19 protein-coding genes and 2 tRNA genes are annotated in these 22,148 nt (G+C 69.6%); 9 read left to right on the top strand and 12 right to left on the bottom strand.

The genetic code is table 11. From position 1 onward, the window contains the following. Positions 1 to 86: 86 nt before the first annotated feature. Positions 87 to 1,265 (top strand): NAD(P)/FAD-dependent oxidoreductase, encoded by a 1,179-nt coding sequence (locus R2D22_RS18300; protein WP_318104866.1) that lies wholly within the window; start codon positions 87 to 89, stop codon positions 1,263 to 1,265. 98 nt (positions 1,266 to 1,363) lie between these two features. Here the strand turns inward: R2D22_RS18300 and R2D22_RS18305 are convergent. Continuing rightward, positions 1,364 to 1,436: transfer RNA gene (locus tag R2D22_RS18305), tRNA-Ala, on the bottom strand. A 167-nt stretch (positions 1,437 to 1,603) separates the two neighbouring features. On the opposite strand from R2D22_RS18305, the gene R2D22_RS18310 reads away from it, so the two are divergent. Both R2D22_RS18310 and R2D22_RS18315 read left to right on the top strand, forming a co-directional pair. Further along, positions 1,604 to 2,152: a helix-turn-helix domain-containing protein gene (locus R2D22_RS18310; protein WP_318104869.1), complete on the top strand. Its 549-nt coding sequence runs from the start codon at positions 1,604 to 1,606 to the stop codon at positions 2,150 to 2,152. A 49-nt stretch (positions 2,153 to 2,201) separates the two neighbouring features. Next, entirely contained in the window at positions 2,202 to 3,530 is a 1,329-nt protein-coding gene (locus tag R2D22_RS18315) for a serine/threonine-protein kinase (RefSeq protein WP_318104870.1), read from the top strand. Positions 3,531 to 3,608: 78 nt separating this feature from the next. On the opposite strand, the gene R2D22_RS18320 is transcribed toward R2D22_RS18315, so the two are convergent. From R2D22_RS18320 to dnaA, 11 genes are all read right to left on the bottom strand, one after another. Beyond that, positions 3,609 to 4,919 carry a hypothetical protein gene (locus R2D22_RS18320; RefSeq protein WP_318109851.1) on the bottom strand — a complete coding sequence of 437 codons (1,311 nt, stop codon included), beginning with the start codon at positions 4,917 to 4,919 and terminating at the stop codon, positions 3,609 to 3,611. A gap of 435 nt (positions 4,920 to 5,354) precedes the next feature. After that, entirely contained in the window at positions 5,355 to 5,489 is a 135-nt protein-coding gene (locus R2D22_RS18325; RefSeq protein ID WP_003958712.1) for a DLW-39 family protein, read from the bottom strand. A 168-nt stretch (positions 5,490 to 5,657) separates the two neighbouring features. Beyond that, positions 5,658 to 5,731, bottom strand: a tRNA-Ile gene (locus R2D22_RS18330). A 99-nt stretch (positions 5,732 to 5,830) separates the two neighbouring features. Further along, positions 5,831 to 6,463, bottom strand: coding sequence for a DUF3566 domain-containing protein (locus tag R2D22_RS18335; protein WP_411977147.1), 633 nt, complete (start codon positions 6,461 to 6,463; stop codon positions 5,831 to 5,833). A 15-nt stretch (positions 6,464 to 6,478) separates the two neighbouring features. Beyond that, positions 6,479 to 9,097: a DNA gyrase subunit A gene (gene gyrA / locus R2D22_RS18340; RefSeq protein ID WP_318104872.1), complete on the bottom strand. Its 2,619-nt coding sequence runs from the start codon at positions 9,095 to 9,097 to the stop codon at positions 6,479 to 6,481. 41 nt (positions 9,098 to 9,138) lie between these two features. After that, positions 9,139 to 11,187: a DNA topoisomerase (ATP-hydrolyzing) subunit B gene (gene gyrB / locus R2D22_RS18345; protein WP_318104874.1), complete on the bottom strand. Its 2,049-nt coding sequence runs from the start codon at positions 11,185 to 11,187 to the stop codon at positions 9,139 to 9,141. A gap of 413 nt (positions 11,188 to 11,600) precedes the next feature. Then, positions 11,601 to 12,167 carry a DciA family protein gene (locus tag R2D22_RS18350; protein WP_318104876.1) on the bottom strand — a complete coding sequence of 189 codons (567 nt, stop codon included), beginning with the start codon at positions 12,165 to 12,167 and terminating at the stop codon, positions 11,601 to 11,603. A gap of 5 nt (positions 12,168 to 12,172) precedes the next feature. Beyond that, the gene (gene recF / locus R2D22_RS18355; RefSeq protein WP_318104879.1) at positions 12,173 to 13,294 is read right to left on the bottom strand and encodes a DNA replication/repair protein RecF; all 1,122 of its coding nucleotides are present in this window, start codon (positions 13,292 to 13,294) and stop codon (positions 12,173 to 12,175) included. A 56-nt stretch (positions 13,295 to 13,350) separates the two neighbouring features. Continuing rightward, a complete protein-coding gene (gene gnd / locus R2D22_RS18360) occupies positions 13,351 to 14,229 on the bottom strand; it encodes a phosphogluconate dehydrogenase (NAD(+)-dependent, decarboxylating) (RefSeq protein ID WP_318104880.1) in 879 nt (292 codons plus the stop codon). 110 nt (positions 14,230 to 14,339) lie between these two features. Continuing rightward, entirely contained in the window at positions 14,340 to 15,470 is a 1,131-nt protein-coding gene (gene dnaN, locus R2D22_RS18365; RefSeq protein WP_318104881.1) for a DNA polymerase III subunit beta, read from the bottom strand. Positions 15,471 to 16,289: 819 nt separating this feature from the next. Continuing rightward, the gene (dnaA, locus tag R2D22_RS18370) at positions 16,290 to 18,071 is read right to left on the bottom strand and encodes a chromosomal replication initiator protein DnaA (protein WP_318104882.1); all 1,782 of its coding nucleotides are present in this window, start codon (positions 18,069 to 18,071) and stop codon (positions 16,290 to 16,292) included. 392 nt (positions 18,072 to 18,463) lie between these two features. Between dnaA and rpmH the strand changes: the two genes are divergently transcribed. The 6 genes from rpmH to rsmG all read left to right on the top strand — a co-directional run bounded on the left by rpmH (position 18,464) and on the right by rsmG (position 21,926). Beyond that, positions 18,464 to 18,601, top strand: a complete 138-nt coding sequence (rpmH, locus tag R2D22_RS18375; RefSeq protein WP_046908686.1) for a 50S ribosomal protein L34 — start codon at positions 18,464 to 18,466, stop codon at positions 18,599 to 18,601. A gap of 21 nt (positions 18,602 to 18,622) precedes the next feature. After that, complete coding sequence (rnpA, locus tag R2D22_RS18380; protein WP_318104887.1) at positions 18,623 to 18,994, top strand: ribonuclease P protein component; 372 nt, start codon at positions 18,623 to 18,625, stop codon at positions 18,992 to 18,994. Then, on the top strand, positions 18,991 to 19,317 hold the full coding sequence (yidD, locus tag R2D22_RS18385; protein WP_318104888.1) for a membrane protein insertion efficiency factor YidD: 327 nt from the start codon (positions 18,991 to 18,993) through the stop codon (positions 19,315 to 19,317). The genes rnpA and yidD overlap by 4 nt, the downstream gene beginning before the upstream one ends. Before the next feature lie 3 nt (positions 19,318 to 19,320). Next, entirely contained in the window at positions 19,321 to 20,574 is a 1,254-nt protein-coding gene (yidC, locus tag R2D22_RS18390) for a membrane protein insertase YidC (protein ID WP_318104890.1), read from the top strand. Between the two features lie 14 nt (positions 20,575 to 20,588). Then, a complete protein-coding gene (locus tag R2D22_RS18395; protein WP_318104892.1) occupies positions 20,589 to 21,101 on the top strand; it encodes a Jag family protein in 513 nt (170 codons plus the stop codon). 108 nt (positions 21,102 to 21,209) lie between these two features. Then, complete coding sequence (gene rsmG / locus R2D22_RS18400; protein WP_318104893.1) at positions 21,210 to 21,926, top strand: 16S rRNA (guanine(527)-N(7))-methyltransferase RsmG; 717 nt, start codon at positions 21,210 to 21,212, stop codon at positions 21,924 to 21,926. Positions 21,927 to 22,148 lie beyond the last annotated feature (222 nt).

Genomic DNA, 22,148 nt, shown 5'->3' on the forward strand with positions numbered 1-22,148 from the left:
ATCAGGGCATGTCACGTCCGGCGGGGGTCGCTTGTCCCATGGGCGTCACCGGCACCGAGGCCGGTGCCCGACCCAGGGAGACCGATATGAGCACCGGCCACCGCATCGTCGTTCTCGGCGCCGGCTACACGGGGATGTTCAGCGCGATCCGACTGGCCCACCGCACCCGCCGGACCGGCGTGGAGATCACCCTGGTCAACCCGTCCGGCCGGTTCGTCGAGCGGCTGCGGATGCACCAGATCGCCGCCGGGCAGGAGCTGCCCCGCCACCGGATCGCCGACCTGCTCGACGGCACCGGCGTCACGTTCGTCCAGGGCGCCGCCACCGCCATCGACCCCGAGGCCCGGCGCATCACCGTCGACGGCACCACACCCCTCGCCTACGACACCCTCGTCTACGCGCTCGGCAGCTCGACCGACACCGGCAACGCCCCCGGCGCCGACGCGCACGCCTTCACCCTGAACAGCCCGGAGACCGCCGGCCGGTTCGCCGCACGGCTCACCGAGCTCGCCGCGGCCGGCGGCACGGTCACCGTCTGCGGCGGCGGCCTGACCGGCATCGAGGCGGCCACCGAGATCGCCGAGGCCCACCCGGGCCTGGACATCACCCTGATCAGCACGCAGGAGCCCGGCGCGATGATGGGCGACAAGGCCCGCGCGTACCTGCACCGGGTACTGGACCGCCTCCGCATCACACGGGAGACCGGCGTCCGGGTCGCGAAGGTGCTCCCCGACGCCGTCGAACTCGCCGACGGCCGGGTACTGCGCTCCGACGCCTGCCTGTGGACCACCGGCGTCCGGGTCTCCCCCCTCGCCGCCGACGCCGGCATCGCCACCGACCAGCGCGGCCTCATCCTCACCGACACCACGCTCCGCTCGGTGTCCCACCCGGACATCCACGCCGTCGGCGACGCCGCCGCGATCACCATGGACTTCGGACAGCTCCACGGCTCCTGCCAGAGCGGACTGCCCACCGCCCAGTACACCGCCGACACCATCGCACGCCTCGTGCACGGCAAGAACGTCAAACCGTTCCGCTTCGGCTACTTCCACCAGCCGCTCAGCCTCGGCCGCAAGGACGCCGTCATCCAGTTCACCAAGGCCGACTTCACCCCGTCCCGCCTGCGCCTCACCGGCCGCAGCGCCGCCTGGTACAAGGAGCTGGTCAGCGGCAGCCCCCTGACGACCTACCGCTACAGCAAGCGCATGAACATGACCACGTTCGTCTCCAAGCGCGGCAGCGCCACCCCCCGGCCCGCCGCGTGAAGGCCCCTGCCCGCCGCGCGGTGGGCCGGGGGGTGGCGCAGCCACACGAAAACACCCCTCCGGACCGCGTTTCCGCAGGTCGGGAGGGGTGTAAGAAGTGGAGCCTAGGGGAGTCGAACCCCTGACATCTGCCATGCAAAGACAGCGCTCTACCAACTGAGCTAAGGCCCCGAAAGGGATGACGTCCGCTCGGTCAGGTGTACCGGGCGGCGCCGCAGACCAGAGTACCGGGTCACCCCCGGTATCCCGCAAAAGGATTGGGGCTCCCGGTGTGCGACCACTCTCCGTAAGATGCTTGCGAGGTTCGCAGTGGCGAACCGCAGGGATGGGGAGAAGCAATGGATGCAGCGCAGCAGGAAGCCACGGCAAGAGCCAGAGAGCTTCAGCGCAGTTGGTACGGAGAGCCGCTGGGGGCGCTCTTCCGCCGGCTGATCGACGACCTCGGGCTGAACCAGGCCCGGCTGGCGGCCGTACTCGGACTCTCCGCGCCCATGCTGTCCCAGCTCATGAGCGGCCAGCGGGCGAAGATCGGCAACCCTGCCGTCGTCCAGCGGGTCCAGGCCCTGCAGGAGCTCGCCGGCCAGGTCGCCGACGGCAGCGTGAGCGCCGCCGAGGCCACCGACCGGATGGACGAGATCAAGAAGTCGCAGGGCGGCTCGGTCCTGACCGGCACCAGCCAGACGACGAACAGCTCAGGCGCGCCGACCGTGCGCCGCGTGGTCCGCGAGATCCAGTCGCTGCTCCGCTCCGTCGCGGCGGCCGGCGACATCATCGATGCCGCGGACTCCCTCGCCCCGACACACCCCGAGCTGGCAGAGTTCCTCCGGGTGTACGGGGCCGGCCGGACGTCGGACGCGGTCTCGCACTACGAGTCGCACCAGAACTGAGACGGCACGACAACCGAGACGACGGCACGACGGGAGCGGGCGCAGCGCAATGGGTGAGGTCTTCGCTGGTCGGTACGAGCTGATCGACCCGATCGGACGCGGTGGCGTCGGCGCGGTGTGGCGTGCCTGGGATCACCGGCGGCGCCGCTACGTGGCCGCGAAGGTGCTCCAGCAGAGCGACGCGCACACGCTACTGCGTTTCGTCCGCGAGCAGGCACTGAGGATCGACCACCCGCACGTCCTCGCCCCCGCCAGCTGGGCCGCGGACGACGACAAGGTGCTGTTCACCATGGATCTGGTGAGCGGCGGGTCGCTGGCGCACGTCATCGGCGACTACGGCCCGCTGCCGCCGCGCTTCGTCTGTGTCCTGCTCGACCAGCTGCTGTCCGGTCTGGCCGCGGTGCACGCGGAGGGGGTCGTGCACCGCGACATCAAGCCGGCGAACATCCTGCTGGAGGCCACCGGAACCGGGCGGCCGCATCTGCGGCTGTCCGATTTCGGCATCTCCATGCGCAAGGGCGAGCCGCGGCTCACCGAGACGAACTACGTGGTGGGGACGCCCGGTTACTTCGCTCCCGAGCAGATGATGGGCGCGGAGCCGGACTTCACCGCGGACCTGTTCGCGGTGGGCCTGGTGGCCCTCTACCTCCTCCAGGGCACCAAGCCCGACTCCCAGGCCCTCGTCGACTACTTCCTGACGCACGGCACGCCCGGCGCCCCGCAGGGCATCCCGGAGCCGCTGTGGCAGGTGCTCGCGGGGTTGCTCCAGCCCGACCCGCAGGCCAGGTTCCGGTCCGCCACCGGCGCCCGCAAGGCGCTGACCACGGCGGTCGAGATGCTGCCGGACGCCGGTCCGGACGAGGAGCCGGTCGAGGTCTTCGACCAGATCGGTCCGCTGCCCGCCGGCTTCGGCCCGGAGGGCCCGGCCGCCGCCGCGCCCGTACCGGACGCCGCCCCCGCGCCGGACACCGCGCCTGACCCGTCCGAGACGGGCAGCTTCCACCTGCCGCCGCCGCCCGCGCAGCAGCCGCAGCTTCAGCCCCATTCCGCCCAGACGGCTCCCACGTCCCCCTACGCGGCGCCCGCGTCCGCCCCCACCCAGCTCTCGGCGCCGTCCCCCGCGCACCCGCTCTCCCCCCATGCAGCCGCGCCCGACTTCGCCCAGGCCCCGACGTCCGCCGTGCCGTCGATGCAGCCCCCGACGCGCCAGTACACGGCGCACGCCCCCGTCGTGCCCGCCCAGAGCGCGGCCCCCGTGCCTGTGCCGGCGGCGACCCCGGCAACACGACCGGGACCGCCCCCGAAGGTGGCGATCCCGGTGCTGATCGTCGCGCTGGTCTGCCTGGCCGTCGGCATCTGGGCCCTCACCCAGGCCTGAGCCCGGGTGGCCCGAGCCCGGGTGGCCTGAGCCCGGGTGGCTCGAGCCCGGGCCGGCTGCCGTGTGGCCGGCCCTGGGCTACCAGGAGTTCGGCGGCCCGTACTGTGCCGGCTCCGCCGGCGTCCGCGACGCCCGCCGCCGCGCGACGAGCGTCCAGCCGCCGAGGCCCAGCAGCAGCACGACCCCGACGCCGATCCCGGCCGCCGCGACCAGCTTCATCGTCCCGCTCGTGGCGTCCGCGTCCGAGCCGCTCTGCCCGCTGGCGGCAGCGTCCTGGTCGTCGTCGGTCACCGCGAACGGCCCGGCGTCCCCGTCGTACCCGGGGCCTTCGTTCGCCTGCCCGGTGACGTTCACCCGCAGCGTCAGCGGCACGGGCTTGTCGCCGTACTCCGCCACCACCTCCGGGCTGAGCGTGGCCGACAGGTAGTACCAGCCGGCGAACCGCATCGCGCTGGTGCTGGTGTCGGAGTCGAAACGGTTCTCGTACGTGACCGGCGGCTGCGGCTCCAGCGCCAGCGTCGCCTGCTTCCCGGAGTAGCCCAGCGTCTGCTCGGACACGTGCCCGCGGGCCGGGTTGTCGAGCGACAGCACGAGCGCGTTGCCGACGTACTCGTCGCCCGCCGTGGCGCTGCCCAACTCGGCGGTGGCGAAGATCTGCTGGCCCCAGTCGACCGGCACCCGGTAGAAGAGCGTCTGGCCGGGCTTGATGTCGTCGCGCCACTCGCCCTCGCGCAGAGCGGGGGCGTCGTAGTAGCTGGTGCCGCCGGCACGCTTCTTCGGGCCGCCGGCGGGCGGCTGGGGCGAGGCGGACGGCCAGCTCTCGGGTGCCTTGGTCGGGCCGGCGGCCTTCAGGCGCGGCTCGGTGAGATGGCGGATCTCCAGGCCCCAGTCCTGGGGCGTGGACGTGGACTTGCTGGTCCGCTCGACCAGCACGTAGTACGCGCCGGGCGACTGACAGCTGCTGCCGCCGTCGGGGTCGATGGCCCGCTCCACGTACGCGGTGATCGGCCGCGTGTAGCCGGCCGAGCCGAACTGCGCGTCCTCGTAACTGCACTGGGAGCCGGAGCCGTCCTGCAGGCTCACCTTGACCCCGTCGCCGTACTCGGCCTTGCCGCCGGGCGGCGGCACCACGACGACCGACACGTAGGCGTTGTGCTCGCCGTCGAGATCGACGCGGTAGTAGACCTTGCCGTCCTTCTTGATGGTGTCCCGGTACACCGACCCCGGCTTCAGCTGCGCCGAGTCCGTCGTCGTCGCCGCGCCCTTCACCCGCTGGGCGGCGTTGTCGTACGTGTACGGGCTCTCGGCCGCCCGGGCCTGGGCGGGCAGCCCGGCGACCGCGCACAGTGCCGCCACCGCGGCCACGGCCGTGCGGCCCGTGCCGCGCATTCCCCGGGTGCGCTGCGTCCTCACGCGCTTCTCCTCGTCGTCTCCGTGATCGTCGTCCGGGCCGTCGTCCGGTTCGCCGTTCTGCGCCGTACCAGTACGAGCACCGCTCCCGCGATCAGGAAGACCGCGCCGCCCGCGACAGCGGCGGCCGCGGTGCCGGTCCATCCTGCCCCGCCCGTCCCTCCGCTGTCTGCGCGGCCGGGCGAATCGTCCCGATCAGTCGGGGTCGGCTCGTCGGCGAACTCCGCTTCGGAACGCAGCTGCCCGCCCCGGTCCCACTCGTGTCCCCCTTGACCGTGACCACGCAACTTTGCCCCTGCAAGCTAATCATTTGCGTAGGCGAACTCAAGGGGATCGCTGTCACGGTCCTGAAACAGCGGAACCCCGGCCGCTCGAAAAGAGCGGCCGGGGTTCCGTCGGCAGACTGTGCGCGTCTCACACACCCGAACCTGCGGGCACGGAGTCGGTCGCCTCCGTCCACAGATCCTGCTCGGCGCGATCCGCCTGGATCTGGCGGTACACGAGGAGCCCGCCGATGGCGGCCAGTGCGACCAGGAGAAGCTTCTTCACCGCGCGACCTCGTCTTTCCTTGACGTATGAGGACTTCTGGCGCCCGACTATACACACCGACCGATACCGATCGGTGACCTACCTGAGAGCCGGGCGGAGCCCGTTGGGCTCACGGCGGTAAAACGATCGGCCCGGACGGTAAGTTCCGTCCGGGCCGATCATTGTCTGTGGGGCTAACAGGATTTGAACCTGTGGCCTCATCCTTATCAGGGATGCGCTCTAACCAACTGAGCTATAGCCCCGCCGCGCTTTGCGGTGTGTGTCCCGCGCGCTGACTCCTGAAGATTAGCGCACGTGGGGGCCAGTCCCAAAATCGGTTCCGGGAGGGCCCCCACCGGCGACTACTCGTCCTCCGCCAGCGTCAGCTCGACGCCGCCGACGAAGCCGGCCGACAGGTTGTAGATGAATGCGCCCAGCGTCGCCAGCGCCGTGGCCAGCACCACGTCGATCACGGCGATCACCGAGGTGAACACCAGCACCCGCGGCAGCGACAGGAACGACTGCAGGTCGAAGCCGTTCGACTCGTTGGAGCCGGTCGCCTCGCTGATCGTCCCGCCGACCGTGGAGAAGACGCCCATGGCGTCCATGACCATCCACAGCACCGACGCCGCGACGACCGTGCAGATGCCCAGCGCGATGGAGAGCAGGAAGCTCACCTTCATCACCGACCACGGATCGGCCTTGGCCACCCGCAGCCGTGCCTTGCGCGTACGGGGCGTCGTGCGCGCCCCGGTGCGCGGCACCCGCACACCCGAACCCGAGGTACCGCCCTGGCTCTGCGGGCCCTGCTGGCCCTCCTGGCCCGCGTACGCCTGCGGCGGGTGGTACGGCTGCGCCGCCGGCGCGGCCGCCCGCTCACCGGGCAGCGGCCCGTTGTTGCCGTATGACACACCGACCCCCTGAGAGTCCGTGGCGGGGCCACGGGCGCCGTTCGCTCCAGCGGCAGCTCCGGCAGCGGCCGGCCCGGCGCCCATGGCTCCACTCACGCTCTACTCCTCGTGCTCCCCGGCCGAGGACTCCGTGCCCTCGGCGGCCTCGACCGCGCCAGCGGTCTCGACACCGTCCGCGGCCTCGACGCCCTCGGCGTCCTCGCCGTCGACCGCGTCGGCCTCGCTGCCCGCCTCGGCATTGCGAGCGATGCCGACCACGGCATCCTTCTTGCCCAGGTTGATCAGCTGGACGCCCATGGTGTCACGGCCGGTCTCCCTGACTTCATTGACGCGCGTACGAATGACACCGCCCGACAGCGTGATGGCGAGAATCTCGTCCGTCTCCTCGACCACCAGCGCGCCCACGAGCGAACCGCGGTCCTCCACGATCTTGGCGGCCTTGATACCGAGGCCACCGCGACCCTGGACGCGGTACTCGTCGACGGGGGTCCGCTTCGCGTACCCGCCGTCGGTGGCGGTGAAGACGAAAGTACCCGGCCTGACGACGTTCATCGAGAGCAGTTCGTCGTCCTCGCGGAAACTCATGCCCTTCACGCCCGACGTGGCCCGGCCCATCGGCCGCAGCGCGTCGTCCGTGGCGGTGAAGCGGATCGACTGCGCCTTCCGGCTGACCAGCAGCAGGTCGTCCTCGGACGAGACCAGCTCCGCGCCGATCAGCTCGTCGTCGCTGCCGTCCTCCCGCTCGCGCAGGTTGATTGCGATGACGCCGCCGGAGCGCGGCGAGTCGTAGTCCTTCAGCGCCGTCTTCTTCACCAGACCGGCCTTCGTGGCGAGCACCAGGTACGGCGCCGCCTCGTAGTCGCGGATCGCGAGGATCTCGGCGATCTGCTCGTCCGGCTGGAATGCCAGCAGGTTCGCGACGTGCTGACCGCGCGCGTCCCGGCCGGCGTCCGGCAGCTCGTACGCCTTGGCCCGGTAGACCCGGCCCTTGTTCGTGAAGAACAGCAGCCAGTGGTGCGTCGTCGAGACGAAGAAGTGGTCGACGATGTCGTCCTGCTTCAGCTTCGTCCCGCGCACGCCCTTGCCGCCGCGCTTCTGCGAGCGGTAGTCCTCGGTCTTCGTCCGCTTCACATAGCCGCCCCGCGTGATGGTGACGACGATGTCCTCCTCGGCGATCAGGTCCTCGATGGACATGTCGCCGTCGAACGGCACCAGCTTCGAACGGCGGTCGTCGCCGAACTTGTCGACCAGGGCCGCCAGTTCCTCGCTGACGATGGTCCGCTGCTTCTCCGGCGAGGCCAGGATCGCGTTGTACTCGTTGATCTTCGCCTGGAGCTCGTCGTGCTCGGCGATGATCTTCTGGCGCTCCAGGGCGGCGAGCCGGCGGAGCTGCATCTCCAGGATCGCGTTGGCCTGGATCTCGTCGATCTCCAGCAGGCCCATCAGGCCCTCGCGCGCGACCTCGACCGTGTCACTGCGCCGGATGAGCGCGATGACCTCGTCGATCGCGTCCAGCGCCTTGAGCAGACCGCGCAGGATGTGGGCGCGCTCCTCGGCCTTGCGCAGCCGGAACTTCGTCCGGCGGACGATGACCTCGATCTGGTGCGTCACCCAGTGGCGGATGAACGCGTCCAGCGAGAGGGTGCGCGGCACGCCGTCGACGAGCGCCAGCATGTTCGCGCCGAAGTTCGTCTGCAGGTCGGTGTGCTTGTACAGGTTGTTGAGGACGACCTTGGCGACCGCGTCCCGCTTGAGGACGATGACCAGGCGCTGACCGGTCCGCGAGGAGGTCTCGTCACGGACGTCGGCGATGCCGCCGATCTTGCCGTCCTTCACCAGGTCGGCGATCTTCTGCGCCAGGTTGTCCGGGTTGGTCTGGTACGGAAGCTCCGTGACCACCAGGCACTGGCGGTTCTGGATCTCCTCGACCTCGACCACCGCGCGCATCGTGATGGAGCCGCGACCGGTGCGGTACGCCTCCTCGATGCCCTTGCGGCCCACGACCAGCGCGCCGGTCGGGAAGTCCGGGCCCTTGATCCGCTCGATGAGCGCGTCGAGCAGCTCCTCGTGCGTGGCCTCCGGGTGCTCCAGCGCCCACTGGGCGCCGGCCGCGACCTCGCGCAGGTTGTGCGGCGGGATGTTGGTGGCCATACCGACGGCGATACCGGCCGAGCCGTTCACCAGCAGGTTCGGGAAGCGCGCCGGCAGGACCGTCGGCTCCTGGTTCCGGCCGTCGTAGTTGTCCGTGAAGTCGACGGTCTCCTCGTCGATGTCGCGGAGCATCTCCATCGACAGCGGCGCCATCTTGCACTCGGTGTAGCGCATGGCGGCCGCCGGGTCGTTGCCCGGGGAGCCGAAGTTGCCGTTGGAGTCGACCAGCGGCATCCGCATCGACCACGGCTGGGCGAGGCGGACGAGCGCGTCGTAGATCGAGGAGTCGCCGTGCGGGTGGTACGTACCCATGACGTCGCCGACGACGCGGGCGCACTTGTAGAAGCCCTTCTCGGGCCGGTAGCCGCCGTCGTACATCGCGTACAGCACGCGCCGGTGGACCGGCTTGAGGCCGTCCCGTACGTCGGGCAGCGCGCGGGACACGATGACGGACATCGCGTAGTCGAGGTACGAGCGCTGCATCTCGGTCTCGAGCCCGACGGGCTCGATCCGCAGCACCGGCTCTTCTTCTTCGGTGGTCCCGGTCGGGGTGTTTTCGTCGGCCATTGCTGGTCGTCAGTCCTTTCGTACGGTCAGCTGAGACCGACTCAGATGTCGAGGAAGCGAACGTCCTTGGCGTTGCGCTGGATGAACGAGCGACGCGCCTCGACGTCCTCGCCCATCAGCACCGAGAACAGGTCGTCGGCCTGGGCCGCGTCGTCCAGGGTGACCTGGCCGAGCACCCGGTGCTCGACGTCCATCGTGGTGACGCGCAGCTCCTCGGCGTTCATCTCGCCCAGACCCTTGAAGCGCTGGATCGAGTCCTCGCGGATCCGCTTGCCGTTCTGCTTGCCCAGCTCGACCAGCGCGTCGCGCTCGCGGTCCGAGTACGCGTACTCGAAGTCGTCCCGGCCCCACTTGATCTTGTACAGCGGCGGACGGGACAGGTAGACGTGGCCCGCCTCGACCAGCGGCCGCATGAAGCGGAACAGGAACGTCAGCAGCAGGGTGTTGATGTGCTGGCCGTCGACGTCGGCGTCCGCCATCAGGATGATCTTGTGATAGCGGAGCTTCTCGATGTCGAAGTCCTCGTGCACACCGGTGCCGAAGGCCGAGATCAGCGCCTGGACCTCGGTGTTCTGCAGGATCTTGTCGATCCGCGCCTTCTCGACGTTCAGGATCTTGCCGCGGATCGGCAGGATGGCCTGGTACATCGGGTTCCGGCCCGACTTGGCCGAGCCGCCGGCGGAGTCACCCTCGACGATGAAGATCTCGCACTTCGTCGGGTCGTTCGACTGGCAGTCGCTCAGCTTGCCCGGCAGGGACGCCGACTCCAGCAGACCCTTGCGGCGGGTCAGGTCACGGGCCTTGCGGGCCGCGACGCGCGCGGTGGCGGCCGTGATGGCCTTGCGGATGATGTCCGCGGCCTCGTTCGGGTTCCGGTCGAACCAGTCCGTGAGGTGCTCGTGGACGACCTTCTGGACGAAGGTCTTCGCCTCGGTGTTGCCGAGCTTCGTCTTCGTCTGACCCTCGAACTGCGGCTCGCCGAGCTTGATCGAGATGATCGCCGTCAGACCCTCGCGGATGTCGTCGCCCGTGAGGTTGTCGTCCTTCTCGCGGAGCAGCTTCTTGTCGCGCGCGTACTTGTTGACGAGCGTCGTCAGCGCGGCGCGGAAGCCCTCCTCGTGCGTACCGCCCTCGTGGGTGTGGATCGTGTTCGCGAACGAGTACACGCCCTCGGAGTACGACGAATTCCACTGCATCGCGATCTCGACCGAGAGCATGCGCTCCTTGTCCTCGGCCTCGACGTCGATGACGGTGGGGTGGATCAGGTCGCCCTTGCGCGAGTTGAGGTACTTCACGAAGTCGACGATGCCGCCCTCGTAGTGGTACTTCACCGTGCGGGCGGCGGGCTCGGCGGCCGCCTCGGCGTCCGGGTCGTCGGCGCCGACCGTGGCCTTCGCGGACTCGCGCTCGTCGGTGAGGACGATCGTCAGGCCCTTGTTGAGGAAGGCCATCTCCTGGAAACGGCGCGAGAGCGTCTCGAAGGAGTACTCGGTCGTCTCGAAGATGTCCGGGTCGGACCAGAAGGTGACCGAGGTGCCGGTCTCCTCCGTGGCCTCGTGCTTGGCGAGGGGCGCGGTCGGGGCGCCCATCTTGTAGTCCTGCGTCCAGCGGTAGCCGTCGGTCTTCACCTCGACGGCGACCTTGGTGGACAGGGCGTTCACGACGGAGACGCCGACGCCGTGCAGACCACCGGAGACCGCGTAGCCGCCGCCGCCGAACTTGCCGCCCGCGTGCAGCACGGTCAGCACGACCTCGACGGCCGGCTTGCCCTCGGACGGGACGATGCCCACCGGGATGCCTCGGCCGTTGTCGACGACCCGTACGCCGCCGTCGGCGAGGATCGTCACGTCGATGGTGTCCGCGTGCCCTGCCAGGGCCTCGTCGACGGAGTTGTCGACGACCTCCTGCACCATGTGGTGCAGTCCCCGCTCACCGGTCGAGCCGATGTACATGCCGGGGCGCTTGCGGACTGCGTCCAGACCCTCGAGGACGGTGATCGCGCTGGCGTCGTACGACGCAGCGTTGGCGGACGGAGTGTTCTCGTTGGGGTTGCCGGAATCGGCCACGAAGCGCCCTTTCTGGCACAGCACAGGCCGTTCTCCGGGCATACGGGAGCGGCTGCGTCGTTCGACATGTTCCGCTGGGTGGCGGGATTGTCTTCCAGTCTACCGGTACCACGGACAGTCATGGGGGTTTGCCGGTACCTGAATGCGCATGTGCCGCCCTGAGCGGGAGCGAGACGACTCCCCATATACGGGAAGGGGCTCCAGAGGCCCCTGACGGCCACCGAGCGCTTCGGAGCGTGACCCCCCGTTGTGGGCGGTTGCTTCCGCCGTTGTGGGCATACGTTCCGCTGGGGCGATGGGGGCCCCTGCTCGAGCGAAGCCGAGAGCTTGGGGGAGGGTGGGCACAACGGAACGGCGCCTTCGCGGGCGCCTCCGCCCCAGCTGCCAGAACCGGCACCATGACGGCGCCGCACTTGAAAAGCCCGGCCGACCGCGCCCTACCCGTACGTGTCCCCCGGCCCCACGGACCCCGGCGCCCGAAACGCCCCGTACCCCCGCCGCGGCCCGGCCGAAGGCCCGAGCACCTTGATCACCCGCACCGTCCCGTGCCCCAGGTCCTCGTTCAGCCGCGCCACCAGCCGCGGCGCGAGCAGCCGCAGCTGCGTCGCCCACGCCGTCGAGTCGCACTGCACCGTCAGCTCCCGCGCGTCCGGCTCCTCGTCGTACCGGAGCGGCACACAGTGCTTCGCGAGGTCCTCGCCGACGATCTGCGGCCAGCGCCCCATGACCCCGCCGACCGCCGCCGGCGTCTCCCAGCCCCGCTCGGTGATCAGCCGGTTGATCGCCGAACCGAGCGCCATCGGGTCGCGTCCGTCCGCGTGCGCGCCGGAACGCAGCCCACCGCCGCGCCGGGCCTGCTTCTTCTGCTGCGCCGCCGCGCCCCGCGCCCTCGCCTGCTCCTTCGCGGCGCGCAGCGCGACCCGGGCGAGATCCACACCAGAGGGCTCGGGGGCCGCGGGGCTGTCCACAGGCTGTGGGGAAGTCTCGTCGTTCGGACCCGTCATGACCGTCACACCCGTTCCACGGCTCCGCCGGCCACGGCGTACCGCGTCCCGGCCAGTACCCCCGGCACGTCGTCGTCCACCGCCGCCGTCACCAGCACCTGCTCGCCCGGCGCCACCAGCTCCGCCAGCCGCTCGCGCCGCCGCGCGTCCAGCTCGGCGAACACGTCGTCGAGGACGAGCACCGGCTCGTTGCCCTCCGCCCGCAGCAGGTCGTACGAGGCCAGCCGCAGCGCCAGCGCGTACGACCAGGACTCGCCGTGGCTCGCGTAGCCCTTCGCCGGCAGGTCGCCCAGCTTGAGCAGCAGCTCGTCGCGGTGCGGCCCGGCCAGCGTGACGCCGCGCTCGATCTCCTGCTTGCGCACGTCCGCCAGCGCGGCGATCAGCTGCCCGTACAGCTCCTCGCGGGTGTGCCCGGAGCCGGGCGCTGAGGGCCGGTACTCCAGCAGGATCGGTCCGCCGCCCGGCGCCAGCTGCTCGTACGCCTTGTCCGCCAGCGGCTGCAGCGTGGCGATCAGGTCCAGCCGCTGGGCGAGCAGCTCCGCGCCGGCCCGGGCCAGGTGCTGGTCCCACACGTCGAGGGTGGACAGGTCCATGGACCGCCCACCGTGCCGCCGGGCCATCGCCGCGGACTTCAGCAGCGTGTTCCGCTGCTTGAGCACCCGCTCGTAGTCGGACCGCACGCCCGCCATACGCGGCGAACGAGCCGTGATCAGCTCGTCCAGGAAGCGCCGGCGCTCCCCGGGATCGCCCTTCACCAGTGCCAGGTCCTCCGGCGCGAACAGCACCGTCCGTACAATCCCGAGCACGTCACGCGGCTTGACCTGCGAGGACCTGTTGATCCGGGCGCGGTTGGCGCGCCCCGGGTTGAGCTCCAGCTCGACCAGCTGCGACCGCTCGCCCTGGGTCACGGCGGCCCGGATGATCGCCCGGTCCGCCCCCATCCGCACCAACGGCGCGTCCGAGGCGACCCGGTGGCTGCCGAGCGTGGCGAGATAGCCGACGGCCTCGACGAGATTCGTCTTGCCCTGCCCGTTCGCTCCCACGAACGCGGTGACGCCCGGATCGAGCGGAACCTCGACCCGGGCGTACGAGCGGAAGTCGGCCAGCGACAGATGCGTGACGTGCATGGTGTGCGCCGACCTTCCCCCGGCTGCTGTGCACCGCCGGGTGCACAGCCTGTGGACTACTTCTTCGTCTCGACCGCGTGGCCGCCGAACTGGTTGCGCAGCGCGGCGATCATCTTCATCTGCGGGGAGTCGTCCTGACGCGAGGCGAACCGCGCGAACAGCGAGGCGGTGATCGCCGGCAGCGGCACCGCGTTGTCGATGGCGGCCTCGACGGTCCACCGGCCCTCGCCGGAGTCCTCCGCGTAGCCGCGCAGCTTGTCCAGGTGCTCGTCCTCGTCCAGCGCGTTGACCGCCAGGTCCAGCAGCCAGGAACGGATGACCGTGCCCTCCTGCCAGGACCGGAAGACCTCGCGCACGTCGGTGACCGAGTCGACCTTCTCCAGGAGCTCCCAGCCCTCGGCGTAGGCCTGCATCATCGCGTACTCGATGCCGTTGTGGACCATCTTCGCGAAGTGGCCCGCGCCGACCTTGCCCGCGTGGACCGAGCCGAACTCGCCCTCGGGCTTGAGCGCGTCGAAGATCGGCTGGACCTTCGCCACATGCTCGGCGTCGCCGCCGTACATCAGCGCGTAGCCGTTCTCCAGGCCCCAGACGCCGCCGGACACGCCGCAGTCGACGAAGCCGATGCCCTTGGCGGCGAGCTCCTCGGCGTGCTTCTCGTCGTCGGTCCAGCGGGAGTTGCCGCCGTCCACGACGATGTCGCCGGGGGAGAGCAGCTCGGCCAGCTCGTCGATGGTGGACTGGGTCGCGGCACCGGCCGGGACCATGACCCACACGACGCGCGGACCCTTGAGCTTGCCCACAAGCTCTTCCAGGCTGTGGACATCCGCGAGGTCCGGATTGCGGTCGTATCCGACGACGGTGTGACCTGCGCGGCGAATGCGCTCACGCATGTTGCCGCCCATCTTGCCGAGACCGACGAGACCGAGCTCCATCAGAGATTCCTTAAGCGTCGTGTGCGGTTGTACCCGGGTCCGAGCCTACGCCCGGACCCGCGTGCACACCTGTGGGGTCAGCCGCTCAGTCGACGCCCCGGTCAGCGGCGTCAGCCGCTCAGCCGCACCGGCATGATCAGGTACTTGTACGCCTCGTCCGCCTCCGCGTCCACGGCCGGCTTGCCGCTCAGCAGCGCGGGCTTGGTGGACGTGGTGAACGACAGCTGGGCGACCGGGGAGTCGATCGCGCTCAGGCCGTCCAGCAGGAAGGTCGGGTTGAAGGCGATCGAGATGTCGTCGCCCTCCAGCTGCGCGTCGACGCGCTCCACAGCCTGTGCGTCGTCGCTGGAGCCGGCCTCCAGGATCAGCACGCCCTGCTCGAAGCTCAGCCGCACCGGCGTGTTCCGCTCGGCGACCAGGGCCACACGCTTGACGGCCTCGACGAACGGGGCGGTCTCGATCACCGCGACGGAGTTGAACTCGGTCGGGAAGAGCGTGCGGTACTTCGGGAGGTCGCCCTCCAGGAGGCGGGTGGTGGTGCGCCGGCCCGCGCCCTCGAAGCCGATCAGGCCCTCGCCCGCACCGGAGCCGGAGAGCGCCAGGGTGACCGTGTCGCCGCTGGTCAGCGCCTTGGCCGTGTCCAGCAGGGTCTTCGCGGGCACCAGGGCGACCGCGGAGGCGTCCGGGGACTCCGGCTTCCACAGGAACTCGCGGACCGCGAAGCGGTAGCGGTCGGTGGAGGCCAGCGTGACGGTGTCGCCCTCGATCTCGATGCGCACACCGGTCAGGACGGGCAGCGTGTCGTCGCGGCCGGCGGCGATGGCCACCTGCTGCGCGGCGGAGGCGAAGACCTCACCGGGGACGGTGCCCGTGGCCGTCGGCATCTGCGGCAGCGCCGGGTACTCCTCCACAGGCAGTGTGTGGAGGGTGAAGCGGGAGGAGCCGCAGACCACGGTCGCCCGTACACCGTCTGTGGAGATCTCCACGGGACGGTTGGGGAGGGCGCGGCAGATGTCGGCGAGCAGGCGGCCGGAGACCAGGACGGTTCCGTCCTCCTCGACCTCGGCCTCCACGGAGACACGGGCCGAGACCTCGTAGTCGAAGCTCGAGAAGCTCAGCGCGCCGTCCTCGGCCTTCAGCAGAAGGCCAGCGAGTACGGGCGCCGGCGGACGGGCCGGGAGGCTCCGGGCCACCCAGGCCACCGCCTCCGCGAGTACATCGCGCTCCACCCGGATCTTCACCGGAACCGCCTCCTGCTGTTGCTGGCTCTTCGTCGACTGGCGGGAACCAGTCTGACGTACGCCACCGACACTCGGTGCGGCTCGGGGTCAAGTCGCGACAAGCGGCACCCGGCGGTCCGGCGTCGAGTTGTGCACAGCACCCACTTCGAAGCGGATTTCCCGGTAACTCTAAGTGGGAGTAGTAGTAGGGCCTGTGGAAACCGTGGATAACGCCATCCACGCAGGTCAGACCCGGTTTTTTGTCCACTGCCCCTGTGGGTGACACCGGTGGACAACTAGGGGGTTCTGTGGACACCCGAAAGTTCTGCACACCCCATGCACAGGCGGCATGGACTTCTCCCCAGCGCTGTCCCCAGCTTTCCCCACGTTCCCCACAGCCAAACCGTCTCCCTCGATGTGACGGCTTTCACTCGACCCGGTGATGACGGGTGTTTCCTTGCCGAACAGTGGACAGAGGTGTGGGAAACCTGGGGACAAGCTGGCCCGGCCTGTGGGCTGCCGGTGGACAACTCGACGAGCCTCCTGTGGACGGAAGATTCGTCCACAGTCTGTGGAACCTGGTTGATCACAAATCCACAGCCACCTGACCTGCTGCGATGATCTTTCCCCCACCGGACCTGTGGACATAATCTGGACAACTTGGCAGTCCCCAGGCTGTGGACGGAAGATCGTCCCCACTTCTGTGGAGAACCTTGCCCCAGCGCCCCGTATTCGAACAGCCCGGTTTCGTACACAGGTGCCACGCGTCGACCGGGCATACGGAAGGGCGCCCCGGGACGGTGTCCCGAGGCGCCCTGAGAGCCGTACAGACGGCCGGCGTCAGCCGTTCTTGATGCGGTTGGTGAGCTCCGTGACCTGGTTGTAGATCGAGCGCCGCTCCGCCATCAGAGCCCGGATCTTCCGGTCCGCGTGCATGACGGTCGTGTGGTCGCGGCCGCCGAACTGCGCGCCGATCTTCGGCAGCGAGAGGTCGGTCAGCTCCCGGCAGAGGTACATGGCGATCTGGCGCGCCGTCACCAGCACCCGGCTGCGCGAGGATCCGCAGAGGTCCTCCACCGTCAGCCCGAAGTAGTCGGCCGTCGCCGCCATGATGGCGGTCGCGGTGATCTCCGGTGCCGAGTCCTCGCCGCCGGGGATCAGGTCCTTGAGGACGATCTCGGTCAGCCCGAGGTCCACCGGCTGCCGGTTGAGCGACGCGAACGCGGTCACCCGGATCAGTGCGCCCTCCAGCTCACGGATGTTCCGTGAGATCCGCGAGGCGATGAACTCCAGCACCTCCGGCGGGGCGTTCAGCTGCTCCTGCACCGCCTTCTTGCGGAGGATGGCGATCCGCGTCTCCAGCTCCGGCGGCTGCACGTCGGTGGTCAGGCCCCACTCGAAGCGGTTGCGCAGCCGGTCCTCCAGGGTCACCAGCTGCCGGGGCGGCCGGTCGGAGGAGAGGACGATCTGCTTGTTCGCGTTGTGGAGCGTGTTGAAGGTGTGGAAGAACTCCTCCTGCGTCGACTCCTTGCTCGCGAGGAACTGGATGTCGTCGACGAGCAGGATGTCCACATCGCGGTAGCGCTTGCGGAAGGCGTCGCCCTTGCCGTCGCGGATCGAGTTGATGAACTCGTTCGTGAACTCCTCCGAGCTCACGTACCGCACCCGGGTGCCCGGGTAGAGGCTGCGGGCGTAGTGCCCGATCGCGTGCAGCAGGTGGGTCTTTCCGAGTCCCGACTCCCCATAGATGAAGAGCGGGTTGTACGCCTTCGCCGGCGCCTCGGCGACCGCGACCGCGGCGGCGTGGGCGAAGCGGTTCGAGGAACCGATGACGAAGGTGTCGAAGAGGTACCGGGGGTTCAGCCGCGCGTGCTGCTCTCCGGCCGGGCCAGGCTGGCCGCCGCCGGATCCGCCGCCGTGCCGCGGGCCCTGGCCGGGCTGCGCCTGGGGCTGTCCGGGGCCGTGCGGCTCGGGCAGGTCGGCGCGCTCCGGCCGCGGCTGCTCGTACGGCGCGGGCCGCTCGTCGTAGCGCGGCGCCTGGGGCTGCGGGGCGCGGCTGCCGTAGGGCTCGTGCCACTGCTCCGCCGGGGCCTCGCGCTCCGGGAAGCCGCCGAGCCGCGGCTGCTGCCAGGAGAGGTCCTCCTGGGTGCGCGGCCAGGAGCCCGGGTCGGGGCGCTGCTGCTGGTAGTCCGGGTAGGCCGGGCGCACGGACGGCAGTCCGTCGTCGCCGGAGGGCCGGTGTCCGTAGCCGCCGTCGTACTTGTCGTACGGCTCGGTGGTCCCGCGGTCGTCGTAGCGGGGGTGCTGGGGCTGCTGGACGGGCGGGGCCGGCGGGCCGGACGGTTCGCCGGCGGAGTCGTCGACGGTGATCGCGATCCGGATCGGCCGGCCGCATTCACGGCTCAGGGTGTCGCTGATCAGCGGCGCGAGCCGGCCCTCGAGAACTCGCTTGCCCCATTCGTTGGGGACGGCGAGAAGTGCGGTGTCGGCCACGAGTGCGAGAGGCTGGCACCGCTCGATCCACTGCTTGTCCTTGGGCTCGATGCCCTGCTGGCCTTCTCCGAGGAGCTGCTCGAGCACGCGTGGCCACACTGCGGCAAGATCAGCAGGTACGTCAGCCACGGGGCACGCTTCCTCGTTGGTCCCACGAATGTGTGGTTCTCGGGACGGTAGGTAGGGGTCCGTCCGGTGTCCGTCAGGACAGGTAAGGACAGAACGGAAAAAGATTCAGGAGTTCAGCCACGGTAGTCGGGGCGGCTGACGTGGTTCAAGTTGTTGTCCACAGCCTGTGCATATCGGGCCCCGCCGTGGGGCCGGTTTGACCGGATGGCGTAGCCGCGCGTACCGTAACCAGGTCGAGTTGTCGATGGCTGCTGCCGCCTGCCTCCGATGGGCAAAGATCACGGTCAGTGATCGTGTAGCGGTGCACTCGGGCGTATTGCGAGCTACTCGTGGGCGCACGGTGACAGCCAGGCGATGTCCCGCCACCAACGAATCATTTCTGGAGCCCCCGAGTGAGCAAGCGCACCTTCCAGCCGAACAACCGTCGTCGCGCGAAGACCCACGGCTTCCGCCTGCGCATGCGTACCCGTGCCGGCCGCGCCATCCTGGCGAACCGCCGTGCCAAGGGTCGCGCAGAGCTGTCCGCCTGATCTGCCTTAACAGGTCATGACGTGCTGCCTTCCGAGAATCGGCTGAGGCGGCGCGAGGACTTCGCGACCGCGGTACGCCGAGGACGCCGGGCCGGCCGCCCGTTCCTCGTCGTCCATCTACGCAGCGGTGCAACGGACCCGCACGCGCCTGGGGAGAGCGCTCCCCCGACGCGTGCGGGTTTCGTCGTGAGCAAGGCAGTGGGTGGTGCGGTCGTCCGCAACCAGGTGAAGCGACGTCTTCGCCATCTGGTCCGCGCCCGGCTGGCCGAGCTGCCCCCCGGTAGCCTGGTGGTTGTACGGGCGCTGCCCGGAGCGGGCGACGCCGATCACACGCAGCTGGCCCGAGACCTGGACGCCGCTCTCCAGCGGTTGCTGGGAGGGGGCACGCGATGAAGTACCCGCTGCTGGCTCTGATCAAGCTGTACCAATGGACGATCAGCCCGCTGCTGGGTCCGGTGTGCCGGTACTACCCGTCGTGTTCCCACTACGGATTCACGGCCATCGACCGGCACGGTGCGATCAAGGGCACGGCCCTGACCGCCTGGCGCATCCTGCGGTGCAATCCGTGGTCGCCGGGCGGTGTGGACCATGTACCCCCGCGCAAGCGTCCGCGCTGGCACGAACTGCTGCGGAACGCCCTGCGCGGCGACAAGGGCGGGTCCTCCGCCGAGAAGAGCCCGGCCGCAGAGACCTCGCCCAATGCTCAAGGAGCCTGATTAGTGGACACGATTGCCAATCTGTTCAGCTTCATCACCACACCTGTCTCATGGGTGATCGTCCAGTTCCACACGATGTACGGGGCGATCTTCGGCCCTGACACGGGTTGGGCCTGGGGCCTGTCCATCGTGTCCCTGGTGGTGCTGATCCGGATCTGCCTGATCCCGCTGTTCGTCAAGCAGATCAAGTCGACCCGGAACATGGCCGCGCTCCAGCCGAAGATGAAGGCGATCCAGGAGCGCTACAAGAGCGACAAGCAGCGTCAGTCCGAAGAGATGATGAAGCTGTACAAGGAGACGGGTACCAACCCGCTCTCCTCGTGCCTTCCCATCCTGGCGCAGTCGCCGTTCTTCTTCGCTCTGTACTCGGTGCTGTCGCACATCGCCGAGGGCAAGACCATCGGTGTCATCAACGAGTCGCTGCTGGCGAGCGCCCGTCAGGCGCACATCTTCGGCGCTCCGCTGGCCTCGAAGTTCACGGACAGCGCCGCTGAGGTCGCCGCGCTCGACGCGTCGCTCACCTCGGTCCGCATCGTCACCGCGATCATGATCGTCCTGATGTCGGCCTCGCAGTTCTTCACGCAGCGCCAGCTGATGACGAAGAACGTCGACCTCTCGGTCAAGACGCCGTACATGCAGCAGCAGAAGATGCTCATGTACATCTTCCCGCTGATCTTCGCCGTCATGGGCATCAACTTCCCCGTCGGTGTCCTCGTCTACTGGCTGACCACCAACGTGTGGACCATGGGCCAGCAGATGTACGTGATCAACCAGAACCCGACTCCGGGAAGCAAGGCCCAGGACGCGTACCTGCAGCGCCTGCTGAAGAGCGTCACGCACCACGGTGAGGTCCGCGGTCGCCGGCGGAAGAACATCGTCAAGCTGATCGTGGCCAAGGGCAGCGACCGCAACGACAACGAGCGCCGCTTCTTCACGGGTCTGTCGAAGGCCGGTTTCGCGGCCCAGGCGGACGGCACCGTGGTGAAGAGCGACACCGTCGCGGCCGAGGCCGAGGGCGCGGCCACCGTGAAGCGGCAGCAGCCGAAGCGTCAGAGCAAGGCCCAGCGTCAGTCGGGCGGGCACAAGGCCGAGGACTCCGCCGAGGCGACCACCTCGCTGGAGAAGAAGCCGCAGGACTCGACCACGGAGTCCAAGCCCCAGGCGCCGAGCCGGGCGAACTCCGGCACCACCCGCCAGGCCAAGTCCGGACAGCGCAAGGGCCAGCAGCGGCCCAAGCACCCGTCCTCCAAGAAGTAAGAAGGAGTCCATCCGTGACGGAAGGCACCACCTCCGCCGCCGCCGAGGGTGGCGACACCCTGACCCGCCTGGAGCAGGAGGGTGAGATCGCAGCGGACTACCTCGAGGGTCTGCTCGACATCGCCGACCTGGACGGCGACATCGACATGGACGTCGAGGCGGACCGGGCCGCGGTCTCGATCATCAGTGACTCGGGCAGCCGCGACCTGCAGAAGCTCGTGGGCCGCGACGGCGAGGTGCTGGAGGCGCTCCAGGAGCTCACGCGTCTGGCCGTGCACCGCGAAACTGGTGACCGCAGCCGCCTGATGCTGGACATCGCCGGCTTCCGCGCCCAGAAGCGCACCGAGCTCGCCGAGCTGGGTGCGAAGGCCGCGGAGCAGGTGAAGGCCACCAAGCAGCCGGTGAAGCTGGACCCGATGACGCCGTTCGAGCGCAAGGTCGTGCACGACGCGGTCGCCGCCGCCGGGCTGCGCAGCGAGTCCGAGGGCGAGGAGCCGCAGCGCTTCGTCGTCGTTCTCCCTGCCTGATCCCTTCTTGTTGTGTCGGCCCCGTCTGTTCGCAGGCGGGGCCGATCTTTGTCAGCCTGATAGTCAGCCAACCCCAGCGCGGTGGCGCGGTACGGAAGGACGGTTCCCGTGACGGAGTCAGCGGAGCTCCCCCAGGCGCCGGAGCAGGCGCGGACGGTTTTCGGCGAGTACTTCCCGGAGGCCGTCCGGTACGCGGAGCTGCTCGCGGACGCGGGAGTGAAGCGCGGGCTGATCGGCCCGCGCGAGGTGCCGCGGCTGTGGGAGCGGCATCTGCTGAACTGTGCGGTGCTCTCCGAGGTGGTTCCGGAGGGTGTCACGGTCTGCGACGTGGGCTCGGGTGCGGGTCTGCCCGGCATTCCGCTGGCGCTGGTGCGGCCGGATCTGAAGATCACGCTGTTGGAGCCGCTGCTGCGGCGGACGAACTTCCTGCAGGAGGTCGTCGAGCTGCTGGGTCTGGATCATGTGACGGTGGTCCGTGGCCGTGCCGAGGAGGTTCTCGGAAAGCTGACTCCGGTGCACGTCGTCACGGCGCGCGCCGTGGCGCCGCTGGACCGGCTGGCGGGCTGGGGCGTGCCGCTGCTGCGGCCCTACGGCGAGATGCTGGCCCTCAAGGGCGACACCGCCCAGGAGGAGCTGGACGGGGCGCGGTCGGCGCTGTCGAAGCTCGGTGTGGTGGAGACCTCGGTGCTGCACGTCGGTGAGGGCATCGTGGACCCGCTGTCGACCGTGGTGCGGGTGGAGGTCGGTGAGAGCCCCGGCGGTGTGCGGTTCGCCGCGAAGCGCGCCAAGGCAGCCCGTCCCAGCCGCACCCGCCGGCGCCGCTGAGCCTGGGACTCGGCGCCATCGAGTCCCAGAAGTACCTGTACGTACCTATTTCGGAGTGTCGAGCGGTTGTGGCTCGGCGGCGCGTGCATCGTGTTTCACGTGAAACGTCGCTCACTGCTGCAGGGGATCATCAGCCGCGGCCGCGCGGCCGCCTCACCCCGAGACCGCAAGCCCCCGACGAAGCCCCCCGTGAGGGTTACGGAGTTGTCCACAGAGGTGGAT

This window comes from Streptomyces sp. HUAS YS2, assembly GCF_033343995.1.
GTDB lineage: Bacteria > Actinomycetota > Actinomycetes > Streptomycetales > Streptomycetaceae > Streptomyces > Streptomyces solicathayae.

Bases quoted from the DNA above. Each gene is read 5' to 3' on its own strand.
- R2D22_RS18315 (WP_318104870.1), top strand. From the start codon at position 2,202: ATGGGTGAGGTCTTCGCTGGTCGGTACGAGCTGATCGACCCGATCGGA.
- R2D22_RS18335 (WP_411977147.1), bottom strand. From the start codon at position 6,463: ATGGGCGCCGGGCCGGCCGCTGCCGGAGCTGCCGCTGGAGCGAACGGC.
- R2D22_RS18300 (WP_318104866.1), top strand. From the start codon at position 87: ATGAGCACCGGCCACCGCATCGTCGTTCTCGGCGCCGGCTACACGGGG.
- R2D22_RS18320 (WP_318109851.1), bottom strand. From the start codon at position 4,919: ATGCGCGGCACGGGCCGCACGGCCGTGGCCGCGGTGGCGGCACTGTGC.
- gnd (WP_318104880.1), bottom strand. From the start codon at position 14,229: ATGGAGCTCGGTCTCGTCGGTCTCGGCAAGATGGGCGGCAACATGCGT.
- R2D22_RS18350 (WP_318104876.1), bottom strand. From the start codon at position 12,167: ATGACGGGTCCGAACGACGAGACTTCCCCACAGCCTGTGGACAGCCCC.
- R2D22_RS18310 (WP_318104869.1), top strand. From the start codon at position 1,604: ATGGATGCAGCGCAGCAGGAAGCCACGGCAAGAGCCAGAGAGCTTCAG.
- yidD (WP_318104888.1), top strand. From the start codon at position 18,991: ATGAAGTACCCGCTGCTGGCTCTGATCAAGCTGTACCAATGGACGATC.
- recF (WP_318104879.1), bottom strand. From the start codon at position 13,294: ATGCACGTCACGCATCTGTCGCTGGCCGACTTCCGCTCGTACGCCCGG.
- gyrA (WP_318104872.1), bottom strand. From the start codon at position 9,097: ATGGCCGACGAAAACACCCCGACCGGGACCACCGAAGAAGAAGAGCCG.